This is a genomic window from Trueperella bialowiezensis (genome assembly GCF_900637955.1).
In the GTDB taxonomy this organism is placed as follows: domain Bacteria; phylum Actinomycetota; class Actinomycetes; order Actinomycetales; family Actinomycetaceae; genus Trueperella; species Trueperella bialowiezensis.
Window position 1 is genome coordinate 1,157,838 of the sequence record NZ_LR134476.1, and the last position, 16,550, is coordinate 1,174,387.

The 16,550-nt window shown below is 62.8% G+C and carries 12 protein-coding genes; 7 read left to right on the forward strand and 5 right to left on the reverse strand.

Annotated features, from left to right (window positions below; all coding sequences use genetic code 11):
• Positions 1-163: 163 nt before the first annotated feature.
• The 4 genes from EL234_RS05400 to EL234_RS05415 all read right to left on the reverse strand — a co-directional run bounded on the left by EL234_RS05400 (position 164) and on the right by EL234_RS05415 (position 7,433).
• Positions 164-4,138 (reverse strand): DUF11 domain-containing protein, encoded by a 3,975-nt coding sequence (locus tag EL234_RS05400; protein ID WP_126416497.1) that lies wholly within the window; start codon positions 4,136-4,138, stop codon positions 164-166.
• A 227-nt stretch (positions 4,139-4,365) separates the two neighbouring features.
• Positions 4,366-5,112 (reverse strand): hydrogen peroxide-dependent heme synthase, encoded by a 747-nt coding sequence (gene hemQ, locus EL234_RS05405; protein WP_126416498.1) that lies wholly within the window; start codon positions 5,110-5,112, stop codon positions 4,366-4,368.
• 57 nt (positions 5,113-5,169) lie between these two features.
• On the reverse strand, positions 5,170-6,153 hold the full coding sequence (gene hemH / locus EL234_RS05410; protein ID WP_126416499.1) for a ferrochelatase: 984 nt from the start codon (positions 6,151-6,153) through the stop codon (positions 5,170-5,172).
• Positions 6,150-7,433 carry a glutamyl-tRNA reductase gene (locus tag EL234_RS05415; protein WP_164712383.1) on the reverse strand — a complete coding sequence of 428 codons (1,284 nt, stop codon included), beginning with the start codon at positions 7,431-7,433 and terminating at the stop codon, positions 6,150-6,152. The genes hemH and EL234_RS05415 overlap by 4 nt, the downstream gene beginning before the upstream one ends.
• A gap of 56 nt (positions 7,434-7,489) precedes the next feature.
• Here EL234_RS05415 and hemE point away from each other — a divergent pair, with 56 nt between their 5' ends.
• Genes hemE through hemL form a run of 6 tightly spaced genes read left to right on the forward strand, consistent with a single transcriptional unit; the run spans position 7,490 to position 13,758 of the window.
• Complete coding sequence (hemE, locus tag EL234_RS05420) at positions 7,490-8,485, forward strand: uroporphyrinogen decarboxylase (RefSeq protein ID WP_126416501.1); 996 nt, start codon at positions 7,490-7,492, stop codon at positions 8,483-8,485.
• A complete protein-coding gene (locus EL234_RS05425) occupies positions 8,482-9,762 on the forward strand; it encodes a protoporphyrinogen/coproporphyrinogen oxidase (protein WP_126416502.1) in 1,281 nt (426 codons plus the stop codon). Before hemE ends, EL234_RS05425 begins: the two co-directional genes overlap by 4 nt.
• Positions 9,759-10,727, forward strand: a complete 969-nt coding sequence (gene hemC, locus EL234_RS05430; RefSeq protein WP_197718416.1) for a hydroxymethylbilane synthase — start codon at positions 9,759-9,761, stop codon at positions 10,725-10,727. The genes EL234_RS05425 and hemC overlap by 4 nt, the downstream gene beginning before the upstream one ends.
• A complete protein-coding gene (locus tag EL234_RS05435; RefSeq protein WP_126416503.1) occupies positions 10,724-11,458 on the forward strand; it encodes a uroporphyrinogen-III synthase in 735 nt (244 codons plus the stop codon). The genes hemC and EL234_RS05435 overlap by 4 nt, the downstream gene beginning before the upstream one ends.
• Positions 11,455-12,432, forward strand: coding sequence for a porphobilinogen synthase (gene hemB, locus EL234_RS05440; protein ID WP_126416504.1), 978 nt, complete (start codon positions 11,455-11,457; stop codon positions 12,430-12,432). Before EL234_RS05435 ends, hemB begins: the two co-directional genes overlap by 4 nt.
• A gap of 42 nt (positions 12,433-12,474) precedes the next feature.
• The gene (hemL, locus tag EL234_RS05445; protein ID WP_126416505.1) at positions 12,475-13,758 is read left to right on the forward strand and encodes a glutamate-1-semialdehyde 2,1-aminomutase; all 1,284 of its coding nucleotides are present in this window, start codon (positions 12,475-12,477) and stop codon (positions 13,756-13,758) included.
• Positions 13,759-13,849: 91 nt separating this feature from the next.
• Here the strand turns inward: hemL and EL234_RS05450 are convergent, their stop codons facing one another.
• Entirely contained in the window at positions 13,850-15,379 is a 1,530-nt protein-coding gene (locus EL234_RS05450) for a heparan-alpha-glucosaminide N-acetyltransferase domain-containing protein (protein WP_126416506.1), read from the reverse strand.
• A gap of 202 nt (positions 15,380-15,581) precedes the next feature.
• Between EL234_RS05450 and nrdF the strand changes: the two genes are divergently transcribed.
• On the forward strand, positions 15,582-16,547 hold the full coding sequence (nrdF, locus tag EL234_RS05455; RefSeq protein WP_126416507.1) for a class 1b ribonucleoside-diphosphate reductase subunit beta: 966 nt from the start codon (positions 15,582-15,584) through the stop codon (positions 16,545-16,547).
• Positions 16,548-16,550 lie beyond the last annotated feature (3 nt).

Genomic DNA, 16,550 nt, shown 5'->3' on the forward strand with positions numbered 1-16,550 from the left:
AAGCAGAAACGCACGAGGGGCTCACGTGTTACGGAAAAAGGGGTCCCGTACACGGGTTCCGGGGGTACCTGTTTCGTTCTCGGGGTAGACAAATCGCCGGATCTGGTACCCCGGGAAGGCAACGTGTACCCCCGGAACGTGGGACGGATCTAGACCTAAGCTCCTAGTTCATGCTGCGGTGTCTGCGCACCAGCAACAAGCCACCGAGCGCAATCGCACCAAGTGCGCCGATCAGTAGAGGCCCGGATTGAGCACCAGTCAATGGGAGCCGCGGCTTTTGCGGTGCCGGCGACGGCGTAGGCGTTGGCGTCGGGTCCGGTGTTGGATCCTCACTGGGTGTTGACTCCGGGCTAGGCTCGGGCGACGGCTCCGGCGTTGGAGTTGGCTCCGACGTTGGCTCAGGAGTCGGCGACGGTTCCGGACTCGGCTCAGGAGTCGGCGACGGTTCCGGACTCGGCTCAGGAGTCGGCTCCGGTGTAGGTGTAGGCGTCGGCGTTGGCGTCGGAGTCGACGTAGGCGTTGGCGTCGGCTCAGGATCTGGCTCCACCGGCGTGAAGCATGCCTCGGCGCTCGGACGCTGGTCTGGGCTGTGTGCGTCGACCTGCGGACTACCCGGTGCATAGCCTGCCGTATTACAGATCGGGGAACCGGGCGTCACATCGGTTGCGACTTCGCCGTAAATCTTCAGGGTTGCTGAAGATCCACCCGGAATGCCCTTGTCGGTCATCACAGGTTCAAGATCGTCGCGGTTCATGACAACCGAGGTGGGTTCCCCTGTTTCCGCATGAATCTGGAAATCTCCGGCCGCAGTCTCATAGATGTAGCCGGTGTGGGAGGCGTGTTCGGCGGGCAGGCTCGCTCCTTCACGCAACGAATACGCCTTGTTGCCCGCTTCATCAGTCAGTTGAGTCTGCTCGGACAGGGTCCATATGCCAGTCGCAGGATCGTAGCTGCCGTTGTCGGCATGTGCGGCAAGGAAGTTCACGCCGGCGGGTAGCGGGTCGTTCACTTTCACTTGAGTGAGAGGCCCAGGCCCGCCGTTGGAGGCCGTGATCGTGTATTCGAGCTTCGATCCTTCCTGCCACCTGTCGGTGCGATCGAGAAGGTCGACGCCCTCATATCCGTCAACGGACTCAACAGTAGACTTTGCGACTGTCTTGCTGATGCTCGGATCCGTCGCTAGCGTCAAGCCAACCTTGGCTGGCTCGGCTGCGAGCAAGTGCGCATCAGTGAGCGCGTTCTTTCCGGTCACGGCGTAGTTGTTCCACGCAACTCCAGACACGGGCTGAGAGGGCGCAACGACGTCGATGTCCATGTTCCACACATCGCCGTTCTTGAGCCTCGTCTCGTCGTCCCACTCCACGCGGATGGACCGAACGGTCGCCCAGTTGGTGACCTCGTCTTCAGGGATCCACTGGTCGTAGCAGTTTTCTGGACCGGATTCGCGCGTGCCACCCTTGGAAAGGATTTCGCCGCGGCACGGGTTCGACGACGTCGAGTAGAGCACCGACTTAGGTTCAGGAGTGTCCGGGCTGAACTTGACGGGTCCGTCCATGAGTACGCGGAATTCGGAATGCCGGAAGTCGGCTTTCGTGTTTTTCGAGGCGACTGAGTAGTCCCCTGGGTAGGGCAGGATGTCGTACAGGATCAGGCCGCTGGCTTCCACGTTGCCGGTGTTCTTGATTTCGGCGCGGAATTGTGCGGGCTCAGAGAGGTCGGCGGCGCCGAAGTTCGGATGCTTGAGGAAGTCGCTTTGGTCGGTGCCTTTCACCCAGTTGCTTCCCTGCAAGGCGGGGGCGCCGATCACGGTGAATGGCACGGTTTGGTAGCAGCCGATACGCTCCTTGTCTGGATTCCCGGCCGCGTCGACAAGCCCGGACAGGCCGTGCTCGTCTTTCTCGTGTGGATTATCAGGATCCCAGGAGCACAAGCACTGTTGCGGATGAAGGTACGTATCGTAGTTGGGCACTTTGGCGTCGTAGAACGCGACCTTGTTTTCGTGGTAGCCCACAGTGGCTGCGCCCGTGGCGGGCGTGTCTGGCGTGACTCGTGCCGTGAAGCTGAAAGTTGCTTCCGTGCTCCGATTGTTTGATGCGCTTCCGAGCTTTGGAGGAGCGTAGTATTCACCCTCAGAATCGCTTGGCCACGAGAAGCGTACGACTTCGTGTTTCTTGCCTTTGATCTCAACGGTTGACACGTCGACTTTCATTTTGTCGGCAGGCAGGGTCGCCGGCCAGTTCTTCGAAAACTTGACGGTGTCTACTCCGTTGAACTTGACGCCTTCTGGGAGGGTGTCAACGATGACGGGGTAGAAGTTCGTGCCGGATTCGCCCGTGTAGAAGCCGACTCGGAATGTGATGTCGTCTCCTGGGTTGAAAGCTTGTAGCTTGTCGTTCTCTGGGCTAGTCAGATGGGAAGCTTTGATCTGCTTGCCGTCTTCTGATTCGATGGACTTCCACGTGCCGTACGTGGGGTAAGGTTCGCGTACCTGTACGTAGTCCGTGTATGTGGCAGTGCCGCTGGATGCGATGCGGTTGCCGTTTTCGTCGAGTGGAAGATCGTCGTCGGTGATGCCGAGCGAGGGGTCGATTCGCCACGAATAGTTGGCAGTGTTCTCAATGACGGGTACTCCCTGAGTGAAAGCACTTGTTGCCCAGTGGTAGGGCGTGCCGTCTGGTGCCACATAGGTGGTCTTCCCGTCGGCTCCTGTCACGGCAGTAGGTGCTTCGCTGGGGAAATCGTCGACGACGACGCCGGTCACAGTCCAGTTGCGGCTGGAGTCGCCAGGGTTGATGATCGTTTTGAACACGAGTTTGGTGACCCACTCGCCGTCGCTAACCTCAAGGCGCCGTTCGCGCGTGGATCCTTGAAGCTCGAGCGTTCGTCCGTCTGGGTCGAGGTTCGTGTAGTAGACGAGTGTGGTCGGCCCGGTTGCCGGGCGGCTGCCGTGAATGCGGATGTCTTTGAGTGCGGGTGTGGCGCAGTCAGTTGATCCGTCTGTTGGGGACGTGTACTGGCAGGGCAGGGCGTCCTCAATGGTGAGTTCAAGTGGCACGTTGCCTGTATTGGACCATTCGAGCTCCCATTGCGCGAGAGCGCCGCGGGCAGTCGTACGGTACCTGTTAACCGTCACTTTGCGCTGGTTAGTCCGGGGGTTGATCTCGCGGAACGTGCTGACATCGGTGTCAGTTGCGATAGTGGGGACGCCCCCGCGCTTGGTGCCTGTGGCGGTGACGGTGTTGGTCACCTCTGTGCCGGATTCAACGACCTGGTCCTCGGGATAGCGCACGTCCACCCACATGTCGTTCACATGGCTGAGCAGGCCGGGGCGAGTCCACGTCACCGTGTGGCTGGCAGGATCGTAGACGCCACCGGAGGACGCTGCCACGAACTCGGCTTCAGCCGGGAGCTGGTCAACAACTTTCGTGTCAAGAATGCCGTGCACACCAACCTCGTTGGGCGCGTCAAAAATGACGCTCGACTCGCGCTTTTTGCCGTGGTATCCGTAGGCGATGTCGTAGCGGACTTCGGCTCCTGGATAGGGTTGGGGGCCACGGCGTTTCTTAGCGACGTCGATTTCTCCAGCAACGAGGATCGGAGTGGTCGCAACATCGGTGATCTCCGGGTTTTGCGTACCACTGGAGGTGAGTGTGGCCTTCACCGACAACTCCTCGCCGGCTGGCCACATGCGGTTCTGTGCCGCAACTTGGATTTGAACGGAGCCGGTAGCGCCCGGGTCCACGGAGCCAATGTTCCAGGTGATCGTGTCACCTGACACCACCGGTTGGGCGGCCGTCGGCCCGCGATCGGGCGAGACATACAGAGAATGTACGTTCTTTTCCGTGTTATTGGCCTGTTCGAGTCCGGGAATCTTGACGGTGAGCACGAGGTCGTCACACCCGGTGTCCGTGCCCTGGCACGTCCATTGCACGTTGTATGACGCAAGCTTGCCGACCTCAACGCCAGCAGTGCCCTCATTCGAATTATTCGATAGGTCGAGCTCAACTCGAGCCTTATTGCTGGTCTGTGCCAGTGCGGGCGGTTTGGCGAAAATCATTCCACCGAAGCTCAGCAAGAGTGTCAGCACAAGGGCGATGATCGGCGCGACGAGCGCCTGACGCCTGTCTTGAACGTGCATGGTGTGTCCTCCAGAAAAGTTAACTTTTTATGTTGCGGCCGAGCAGTGCCATCTGCCCAGGTGCCGTCTCCCAGACATGGGTATTGTCTGTACGCTTTCAGTATAACAGCGTTGTTTTACTAACGGGTGAGTATGTTCGGTGCATGATACGCAAATGGGCAGGTAAGCGGGTTGCTTTCCTGCCCATTGACGGTATCGCCGCCGAGTGTCGGCGACGACGGCCGGGTTTAGCGAGCTTGCTTGCGCGCCCAGTCCGCCAGCTCGCACTTGACGCCGGTGAAGAATGGCGTATCTTGGCGGATGTACATGCGCGCTTCGGTGTTGCGGAACGCGTAGAGCAGATCAACGATCCGGGTGAGGTCGTCACCTTCGAGCGAGACCACCCATTCGTAATCCGACAGCGCGAAGGTCGCCAGCGTAGAGGTGACGAGGTCGCCAAATTCACGGCCGGCCATCCCGTGGTTGCGCATGATCGCCGCACGCTTCCACGGCTCAATGAGATACCAGTCATACGAGCGCACGAACGGATAAACCGAGGCATACTTCGGCGCTTCTTCGTGGACGAACATGCCGGGCAGGTGCGCCTTGTTGAACTCGGCCGGCTTGTGCTGGGCGATGACAGACCACACCGGCTCCACACCAAGCTTGCCACGCGCAATCACGCGGTAGGCGGCCTGAAGCTTTTCGGGAGTGTCGGCAATAAACCAGGCCATGAGATCGGCGTCGTGCCGGTATCCGGACAGATCGTAGAAGCCCCGCACTTTCACGCCGGTCTTGGCGATGCCTGCTTCCACCTCGGCTGCAATCTGGGCGGCGTCGTCGGCGGCGAACGAGCCCCCGGCGAACACGGCCCACATGACGTATGGGCGCTCGCGGTTCAGTTTCTCGACGAATTCGGGGTCGTCGTGGCCGTGAACGGCAGAGATAGCCGCGCCCGGATGACCGCCATGTTCGGCGTGGTGTGGATGAGTCATGATTACTCCTTTACTTTTAAATTCTCAGTTTTGGTGTTGAAGGTTCGTAGATCGATGTCAAAGCGCGGGAACGGCCGGCTCCTTTGCGCCGGCCCAGCAGCACGACGCCGCACACGTCGGATGCTCGGGCGCTTGTAAAAGATCGGCGAGCGCGGAAATGAACTGCGGATCGGTGCCCACGGTCGCTGCGCGGTGATGGGCGATGCCGAGCTCGTCGCAGGTTTCCTTCGCTTGCGTGTCCAGATCGTAGATGACTTCCATGTGGTCGGAAATAAACCCGATCGGCACGATCACCACAGAGGTCACGCCGCGCTCAGCAAGGGACTCGATGTGGTCGTTGACATCGGGCTCGAGCCAGGGCGTGCGCGGGCTGCCCGAGCGGGAACAGTAGGTCATGTCCCACTCGGCGATACCGAGGGAATCCGCGATCCGGCGGGCCAGGCTCAGATGCTGACCCTCATAGGTGAGCGGGCGAGCCACCCCCGAGGCTTCGTTCATCGCGGTCGGCACAGAATGCGTCACGAACAACACCCGCGAACCATCGGGCGCCTCACGCAACGCGCGCGCTGTCGAATCCCGATACGCCCGGAAGAACGCTTCCGTGTCCCAAAACGGCGGCACTTTATCAATATCCATTTCGGGCAGGTCCAATTCGCCGAGCCAGCGAGCCAAATCCTCACGGTACTGACGGCACGATGAATACGAGCCGTATGCTGACGTCGCTATCGCACGAACCGACCGCGCCCCGGCGTCGTACAGCTCGCGAAGCACGTCGTTGCCATAGGGCAGCCAGTTCCGATTCCCGACGACGACGGGCGTGGTGTCCCCACGCCGCGCCAGCTCCTCGCGCAAGTTCTGGGCAAGCTCACTGTTGAGCTCGTTGATCGGGGATTTGCCGCCGAAAAGGAAGTAGTGTTCGCCCACTTCTTCGAGCCGCTCATCAGGGATTCCTTTGCCGGCGACGGCGTTGCGCAAGAAGGGCACGACATCGTCCGGTTTGTCCGGCCCGCCGTAGGAGACGATCATATAAGCGTCGGTCATGACGATCCTTTAACTGGTTGAGGTTCGGGAAGTGAAATACCGAAAACTAATTCGGCTGCCGCATGAAATTCTTCTGCCCGCCCGCCTTCGGCGGCCCGGCGCGCGTTTTCTGAGTGTTGATAGGCCAAGGTGGCTGCAAATCGTTGCAATGCTCGGGTGGAGCGTTCGGCTGGAACGTCGCCACCGGCCGGGAACTTTTCCAGTTCGCGTTCGAGCATGGTTCCCAGGTGGTTGCGGATCGCGATGATGACCGGGTCCATTGCCCGGCCGACCAGCTGTTTATCCAGATCCGCGAGCCCGTCCGCGATGATCTGCTGGGCACGTTCAATATCGCCCTGGCACGCGGCTGGCACGTGGTGACGGATGACCTCGAGGTCGATGAGCCGCACGCCTTCCACGTCACGGGCTGTGGTTTCGACGTCGCGTGAGCGCGCCAAATCAATAAGCGTGAGCGGGCTGCGGCGGGGCATGACCTCGCGCAGGGCGTCCGCGGTGATGACGGGCGAACCTGTTCCCCGGCAAAGAATCACGACGGCGGGGCTCATGAGGTCGAGCACGGGCGTGTAGACGACGCCGTGGTCCGCTGCGAACTGGTGGCCGCGGCCGGATTTTGACCACACCGAAATATGGGTCGCACCCCGGTCTTTAAGCGCGGCGACGGTTGCCCCCGCATAGGCGCCCGTGCCCACAAGCAGCACGCGAATATTCGCCCAGTTACTCCGGGGGATTGCGACGTCGTCGCACGGGGAACGCCCGGCGTCGTCGCAGGCGGCGCGTTCGCATCCGCTCGAGTTCGCCATGTCGAGCGCGGCGCCCACGATGGACCTGCCGGCCGCGGAAAAGTCTGTGTGCAAGGCGACTTTGCGGGAGGTGGCAAGTGCGCCCTGCAGGACTTGTTCGAGCAGGGGCGTGGTGGTGTGTGCCTCGCGAGCCGAGCTGAGCGCGGTGCGCATTTGGCTGACGATTTCACGTTCGCCCACCACCATTGAGTCCAGCCCGGAGGCGACGGCGTAAATGTGCCGGGCCGCCTCGGCGGCTTCGCGTAGGATGACACCGCCCTGCGTGGTCGCGCCGTTCAGCTGTTCCCGGATAGCCTCAGCGGCCTCGCGAGTAGAGTCGAGGTAGAGCTCGTAGCGGTTGCATGTGGACAGCACAGCGTGACCAGTTATGCTGACGGTGTCTCTTAAAGTGTCGCTAAGATTTTGGGCGTGCTGAGCCACCCGTTCCACGTCTGAAATCGTGAGATCGTGATGGTTTGCTGAAACGACAAAAAGAGCCACGCCCATGATTATTACTCGAATTGATAAGGACGTCCACTTTTGGAACACTTACGGCCATGAGTCTTCTTGTTGATGCGGCACGTGGGAAGCGCGGGGTGCGCCCGCCGGTATGGTTCATGCGGCAGGCCGGAAGGTCGCTCCCCGAATACCGAGAAATCCGCGCAAAGACGCCAATGTTGGAGGCGTGTTTGATTCCGGAATTAGCAGCAGAAATCACGTTGCAGCCGGTTCGCCGGCACGGGGTGGATGCCGCCGTGTTCTTTTCTGACATCGTGGTTCCCATGAAAATTGCGGGCATCGACGTCGATATTAAACCTGGCGTTGGCCCAGTTTTTAATACGGCGCTACGCACCCGAGCCGACATCGATAATGTGCTCACTCACCGGCTGGAGGATTCGCCGGAGATTCGTGAGGCTGTCTCACTATGTGTCGCTAACGCGGGTGTGCCGGTGATCGGTTTTGGGGGCGGCCCGTTCACGCTCGCTGCCTACATGGTGGAAGGCAAGCCCTCGCGCGATCACCTGGCTGCGCGTGGACTCATGCACACTGACCCGGAGTATTGGCACAAGCTCATGACCTGGGCGGCGGACACCACGCGGCGCTTTATCGAAATTCAGGTGGAGGCTGGCGCGAGTGTGGCGCAACTGTTTGATTCGTGGGCCGGTTCGCTCTCCCGCGCCGACTATGAACGCTACGTGCTGCCGTATTCGCGTGCCGCAGTCGAGGGTCTGCCGGTTCCCGTTATTCATTTTGGAACTGGCACCGGACACATCCTTGACCTTATGGGGACGGTGGGCGACGTCGTCGGCGTCGACTATCGCATCACACTCGCCAGCGCGGCCGCGCAGCTTCCCGGTAAACCGTTGCAAGGAAATATTGATCCGGCCTACCTGACGGCGCCGTGGGAGACGCTGCGCGCGCACGTCGACGACGTCCTGGAATCGGGCAAGGCGGCGCCGAGCCACATCGTTAATCTTGGCCATGGCGTGCCGCCCACGACGGATCCCGGGGTACTCACCCGGATCGTGGATTACATCAAGGAGCAGGCATGATCGTTATCATCGGCGGCGGACTTGCCGGCTTGACCGTAGCCCGCGAACTGGCACTAGCCGGGCAGGCCGTGACCGTACTCGAAGAGCGCACGAACCTAGGCGGTCTTATTCCTCGCGGCGAGCTTGCGGGCGTGCCGATTGACCTGGGTGCGGACGCGTTCACCACCCAGCCCGAGCAGGTGGCCGACTACATTCGCGGGCTTGGGCTGGAGACGATGGGGCCGACGGGAAGGTCGTGGATCTGGAACGGAGAGGCGTTTCCGATGCCGGCGCGGGCTAAGCTGGGCATCCCGGCCGATCCGCACTCCGACGAGATCACAGGCTTGTTGGCTGATCCGGCGCGGGTGGCCGCCGATTTGGACATGCCCGCACACGTGGGTAAGGATGCCGCTACGCTCGGGCAGCTCGTACGGGCGCGTATGGGCGATGAGATTGTGGAGCGCCTGGTCTCGCCGATCGTCAGCGCAATCTATTCCACGCATCCCGATAATCTGGCCCTCGATCCACTGCTGAAGGCGCGATTCGCCGAGCACGGCACGCTCGCGGGCGCAGTGGAAGCGGGATTGACCGGCCCGGCGATTGCGACCGTGCGCGGGGGAATGTTCCGCCTTCCCGAGCGACTGGCAGAGCAGGCGGCAGAGGCCAGCGCGCAGATCATCACCGGAGCGAAGGCGAAAGAAATGACGGCCCGGTCGGTCACCTACGAGCGCGGCGGCACGACGCATACGCTGGCTGCCGACCACGTGGTCGTCGCCACCGGCGTGGCGCGGGCGCAGCAGCTGTTGCCGGGCGCGATGGTGCTCGAGCCGTTCGAGCTTCCAAAGGGGCGGCTGACCACCCACGTCTCGCTGGCGGTGCGCAGCGAGGAACTCGACGCCGCACCGCGCGGCTCGGGCATGCTGTGCGTGGCGGGCACGGCGCGGACGAAGGCAATCTCCCACATGTCGCACAAGTGGGCCTGGCTGGGCGAGGCCACCGACCTGCACGTGCTGCGCGTGAGCTACCCGGTCAACGACAACGTGCCGGTGTCTCACGCGATTGAGGACGTGAATGCGCTGTTCGGCACGGCAATCACCGCCAACGACGTCGCCGATTCTTACGTACTGCGCTGGGGCGGAGCGCTCACCCCGGCCACGGCGGGCCTGCGCGCGTGGGCCCGGCGGATCGAAACCCCACCCACGGTGTGGATCACCGGCGTGTGGAAGGCCGGATCGGGAATCTCGGCGGTCATCCCGCACGCGCGTGCGACCGCGAGCGCGATTCTGGAGCGGGGATGAGCGAGATGAACGACGACGCCGCTCGCCAGGTTCCGCGCGCTCCCAGGGTGTTACGCGTGGGCACCCGCACCTCTGACCTGGCCTTGACCCAGGCGAAAGCGACCGCGCAACTCATTGTTGACGCCGGTGCAGACAGCGGCTCGGGCTCGCCTGACGGCTTGGGCTCGCCTGGCGGCGTCGATATGCGCGTGAGCGGATACGAGATCGTCGGCATCACCACCCGCGGCGATGTCGACCGTGCGCCGCTGGAAAAGATTGGCGGCACGGGCCTGTTCACCTCGGCGGTACGCCAAGCAATCCTGGCCGGGGAGTGCGATGTTGCCATCCACTCGGCGAAAGACCTTCCCGCAGCAGACCACCCGGACCTGGCGATCTACTACCCGCTCAGAGCCAATCCGGCCGACGTACTCTGCGCATCCGTTCCTTTCGCCGAACTCCCGCAGGGGGCGCGGATCGGCACCGGCTCACCGCGCCGGCGCGCCCAGCTATTGGCACGCCGCCCAGATCTTGATGTTGTGGCGATCCGAGGGAACGTTCCCACCCGGCTGGCGCGCGCAGGCGACGACCTCGACGGCGTCATACTCGCCCGCGCCGGACTCGAACGGCTCGGATTGGACGTAGGCGAGGACCTCGACCCGACCATCATGATCCCAGCGGCGGCACAGGGCGCGCTCGCGATAGAAACAGCCCGCGGATCGGAATGGGAGCAGATACTTGCCCGAGTAGATCACGGGCCAACCCGCAGGGAAGTCACTGCCGAGCGGGCGTTCATGCGGCTCATCGGCGCCGGATGCACGACCCCCGTGGGCGTACTGGCCACCGATAGCGGCGGGCAGCTGAGCGTGCGAGCCAGGTACGTCGACGCCGAAGAGCACGTCGAACACGAGGTCACCGGGCCAGATCCGTTGGATTGCGCTAGCGAGCTGGCCGAGCACTTCTTGGCAGCGGGCGTGGGCAACCGATGAAGATCGCGGCTACGCGAGCACCCTCGCAGCTCACCGAGGGGTGGATCAGCATCCCGGTCACGCGGCGCGTGCCGCTACCCGAGGGGATTGCCCGGCTGCGCGAAGCCTTCACCGAGATTGCGGCTTGCTGTGATGATGAAGGCCGCAGGGAGAAACCAGTGCGGCACGGAGCTGACGCTGCGGCCGGGCACTGGCTGGCCGTGACCTCCGGTTACACGTTCACCGTGTTGGCAGAGAGCGGCCTTGAGATACCGCAGGGTATGCCGATCGCGTGTGTCGGCCAGGCAACCGCCCGGCGAGCACCCCGCTCGCCCCAGCTGATCGCACCCGCGCCATCCACCGCCGCGCAGCTCGCGGTCGCGCTCGTGGCAGCCAAACCGCGCCGCGTCACGTTTCCGGCGTCCGCGCTCGCGGCCACCACGCTCACCGACTCCCTTGCCGCAGCAGGTATCCCGACTACGCGCATAGACATCTACACGAGCGAGCCGAGCCCGGAGGGCGTGCGAAAGATGGCGGCGGAGCGGCCCGACGTCGTCGTCGTGACGTCATCAAGCGCGGGGCGTACGCTCGCCGAGCACTGGCCGGGAGACCTCCCGCTGCTCGTGGCGATCGGGCAGCCGACTGCCGACACGCTGACCAGCCTCGGAGCGCCGCCTGCCGGCGTGGCCGCCACCCCGGACCGCCGGGGAATCGAAGACTGTTTAGAGACGTTGGAAAGGACGCACTCATGATTCACCGCCCTCGGCGCCTGCGCGCCACACCAGCAATGCGTGCACTTGCGCGAGAAACCGGATACCGCCCGGGTAACCTCATTTTGCCCATGTTCGTACGGGAAGGGATTACCGAGCCTGCGCCGATCCAGTCGATGCCCGGGGTTGTGCAGCACACGATGGACTCGCTGGTCGACGCGGCCCGGGAGGCCGTGGCGGCGGGAGTTGGCGGGCTCATGATTTTCGGCGTGCCGGAACAGCGCGACGCCGTCGGGAGCGCTGGCACCGACCCGAACGGCATTCTCAACCGGGCGATTGCCCGCCTGCGCGCAGAGATCGGCGATAGCGCGGTGATCATCGCCGACCTGTGCCTTGACGAGTTCACCGACCACGGCCATTGCGGAGTGCTGGACGATCACGGCCGGGTGGACAACGATGCCACGCTCGAGATCTACCAAGAAATGGCAGTTCGCCAAGCCGAAGCCGGAGCACACATGCTTGGCCTGTCCGGGATGATGGACGGCCAGGTGGCCGCCTGCCGCGCGGCCCTGGACACCGCCGGGCACACCGACGTCGCCATCCTTGCCTACAGCGCGAAATACGCTTCAGCGTTCTACGGCCCATTCCGCGAAGCGGTCGACTCCCAGCTGAGCGGCGACCGGCGCACCTACCAAATGGACGTGGCCAACCGGCGGGAAGGCGTGCGCGAGGCAGAGCTCGACATCGCCGAGGGAGCCGACGTCGTCATGGTCAAACCCGCAAGCTCCTACCTCGACGTGCTGGCTGACGTGTGTGCGATCTCGCCCGTGCCCGTGGCCGCCTACCAAGTCTCTGGCGAATACTCGATGGTGGAAGCGGCGGCCGAGCGCGGCTGGATCGACCGCGATAGGGTGATCGACGAAATGGTCACCGGAATCGCCCGCGCGGGCGCCACGATGATCTGCACGTATTGGGCCGCCGAACTCGCCCACAAAGCCGCACACGCGGCAGGCTAACAGGCACACACAGCCGGTCAGCGCCGGCCAGAAAGGGTAATCATGGTTGATTTTGAACGCGCCAAACGCGCCATCCCCGGGGGCGTGGACTCGCCCGTGCGCGCCTTCGGATCCGTGGGTGGCGCCCCAGTGTTTATCGACCGCGCTCGCGGAGCCTACACGTATTCCGGCGACCGCGAATTCGTGGACCTGGTGGGCTCGTGGGGGCCGGCGCTGCTCGGCCACGCTCACCCAGAGGTGGTTGACGCGGTCCAGCGGGCTGCGGCGCGTGGGCTGTCCTTCGGAGCGCCCACGCTCGCCGAGGTCGAACTGGCCGAAGTGGTGATCGACCGGGTGGAGCCCGTAGAAAAAGTACGCTTCGTGTCCACCGGCACGGAGGCGACGATGACGGCGATCCGGCTGGCCCGCGGGTTCACCGGGCGCGATCTCATCGTCAAGTTTGCAGGCTGCTATCACGGCCACGAGGACGCACTACTGGTAGCGGCCGGCTCGGGGGTTGCCACGTTTGGCATGAGCTCCTCGGCGGGCGTTCCGGACGGCACGGTTCGCGACACGGTGGTGGTCGAATACAACAACCGCCAGGCGATCACTGACCTGTTTGCCGAGCACGGTGATCGGATCGCAGCCATCATCACGGAGGCCGCGCCCGCAAACATGGGCGTTATCGCGCCCGACCCCGGATTTAACGCCTTCCTCAAATCCGTATGCGAACGTCACGATGCCCTGCTTATCTACGACGAAGTGCTCACCGGCTTCCGCCTGTCACCCGCCGGCATGTGGGGAATCGACCAAGACGAGCCGTACGCGCCCGACATCATGACGTTTGGCAAGGTACTCGGCGGCGGCATGCCCATCGCGGCACTCGGCGGACGCGCCGACGTCATGGACTACCTCGCCCCGCTCGGCCCGGTCTACCAGGCCGGCACACTCTCCGGTAACCCGCTGGCTACCGCCTCCGGGCTTGCCACGCTACGGTTGGCCGACGCCGGAGTCTATGGCGCGATTAACCGCGCCGCCGACGCCGTGGCCAGCGGCATCAGCGAGGCGCTCAGCGCCGAAGGGGTGACCCATCACGTCCAGCGGGTCGGCTCGCTGTTCTCGATCCTGTTCGCCGAAGGTCCGGCACGCTCGTGGGCGGACGTGGAGGCTCAGGAGCAGTTCCGCTTCCCGGCCTTTTTCCACTCGTTCCTCGCCGACGGCGTTCACTTGCCGCCGTCAGTGTTCGAGGCCTACTTCGTGTCCGCCGCCCACGACGACGCCGCGATCACTCGGATTCTCGAGGCTGCTCCGCGGGCTGCGCGGGCAGCTGCCCAGGCTCGTCCGTAGCACTCGGGCTGGTGTCGGCGGCCGGGCCGGCCGTAGCCTCTGGTGCTGGCTTGCTCGGGCGGGCGAACCAGAGCGAGAACTTCCACGTCAGCTACTCGAGCGGTCCGCGCCCGATCGGCAGGAGCTTCCACAGCGAACAGAACACCATGAGCCCGCCGGTCAACCACAAGAAAGTGGTGTTAACGCCGTCGTAGAAACCGAAGGAGTTAGGCAGGAGGCTCAGGATGATGACGTGCGCCGTGTAGGCGGTTAGCGCCATCGACCCGATCGCTGCCACCGGGAAGAGCACGTGCCGGGCGAGGCGGGACAGCAGCAGACTGAGTCCTAGCAGGGCTACCCCAACTCCGGTGTTGCCGAGCACCTCGGGCGTCGTGTTCGAATGCGGATTCGCGTTGAAGAGCGTACACGTGTTGATCGTTGACCAGTCACCCGGGTAATAGTCGTCGTCGGGGAAGTCGCCCTTAGGGAAATAATCCCCAGGGAGATCTTTATCGGGGAAGTCCTTGCCCGGGAAGTCGTTGCCCTTCGAGTCTGGATCAAAAGAGTCCGGGCCCGGAAGGGCGGGAGATGAGCCCTGTCCGGGTTTGCCGGGCGTGATGATCTCGACGTCGCCGTTCTTCTTCAGTTTCTCGAGCTGCTCGGGAGTGAGTTCGCCGCCAGATAGCGCGTCGTCCAAGCCGCTCAAACCATCCGTCGTACCGTCGGTGGGTGCGGGAAGGGCGGCGTCGGGAAGCTCCGAGCCGCCGGGCGTTGAGCCGTCAAGCTCGGTATCAGGAAGCTGGGAACTTGGAAACTCGGAAGCCGGAATTTCCTTGATGATGCCGTCAAAACCGTCGTCGCAGGTGCGGGTGATCGCATACGAGCCCGTGTAGGCCAACAACGCCACGCCTGTGCCGATCACAACCATGGAAATCTGCAGGTCACGCCGGGTGAGGTCAAGCCTGCCCAGTGCCATGCCGATCAGCACGTAACCCAAATAGGCCAAGCCAGGATACATCGAGGTAACGAGCACGTCATGGAACAGATTGTTGATATTGCCCGCCGACATGATGTGCTGGTCCACCGCCGGAGCCTCAATCACCTGGATGAGCGGCGGGCCAACCAGCGCCAGCACTGCGCCCGCAATAAACAGTCGGCGCGCAGACCACCCCAGCACGGGAATCATCAAAATGAACCACGCCGCGTAGTAACCCAAAATAATCGCGATCGGCGTGGGGAAGAACACGAAGATTCCCGCGATGGCCAACAACATGATCGCGCGGCCCACGATCCGCAACTTCGCGTGATACATCTTCGTACCCGTATACGGCTGCGTACGGCCCGTCATTAACGACAGGGACACGCCCGCCAACAGCGCAAACAGCGCGGCCGAGCGGCCATCCGGGATAGTAGACAGGTAGTCGCCGATCGAGGTTTGCTCAAACGAAAAGGCTTTAGTGTGCGCCCAAATCATCCCAATAATGGCTAGCCCGCGGGCAATATCAATCCCGGCAATACGTGGCTTCTTCGCGCTCACGGCTGCCGGTTTGTCAGCGGACGGGGGTGGCGTCGGCGGCTGAGACGATGCAGAGTCGACGTCGGAGCGCGTGCCAGAAGAAGAGGCAAAATCTGAAACTGTCATGGGATATAGCGTAAAGCCGCGCCAGCCTCCCACGCTTCACGCCACGTCATTCCGGAGGCGGATTGTGAGGTCATTCGCTGGAAAACATTCCGGGTATTTCGGTGGGGCCAAAGTCCTCCCGGCGTGAGAGGATAAAGGGCACGGACGGCGCGCGCCGCGCGAACGCCGTCGTCAACAAACGTGAAGCGTAAAGGTTTACATCATGACAGACACAACTTTCACCGTTGAGGCGATTAACTGGAACCGGATTGAAGACGAGAAGGATCTAGAGATCTGGAATCGGCTGACGGAGAATTTCTGGCTGCCGGAAAAGATTCCGCTGTCGAATGACATCCCGTCGTGGAACAGCCTCAACGAGGCCGAACAGCTGATGACCACCCGCGTGTTCACCGGCCTCACGCTACTCGACACGCTCCAGGGCACCCTGGGCGCGGTTTCGCTCATTCCCGACGCGCAGACCCCACACGAAGAGGCCGTCTACACGAACATCGCGTTCATGGAATCTGTGCATGCGAAGTCGTACTCGTCGATCTTCTCCACGCTCATTTCTTCTGAGGAAATCGAAGAAACCTTCAAGTGGGCCAACGAAGATCCCACGCTGCAGAAGAAGGCCAAGATCATCTCCGAGCTCTACCTCGGCGACGACCCGGAACGCCGCAAGATCGCGTCCGTCATGCTCGAATCATTCCTGTTCTACTCCGGCTTCTACGCGCCCATGTACTGGTCCGCGCATGCCAAACTGACGAACACCGCCGACCTGATCCGGCTCATCATCCGCGACGAGGCCGTGCACGGCTACTACATCGGCTACAAATACCAAAAGGCCGTCGCCAAGCAGTCGAAAGAACGCCAAGAAGAACTCAAGGCCTGGGCCTACGAGCTACTCGACGAGCTCTACGACAACGAAGTGGAGTACACCTCCGCCTTGTATGACCCGCTCGGCCTGACTGAAGACGTGAAAATGTTCCTGCGCTACAACGGCAACAAGGCGCTCATGAACCTCGGCTACGAGGCCCTCTACCCGGCCGAGGAAACCGCCGTCAACCCGGCGATCCTCGCAGCGCTATCCCCGGGCGCGGACGAGAATCACGACTTCTTCTCCGGCTCCGGCTCGTCATACGTGATCGGCACCGCCGAAGCGACGACGGACGACGACTGGGACTTCTAAACC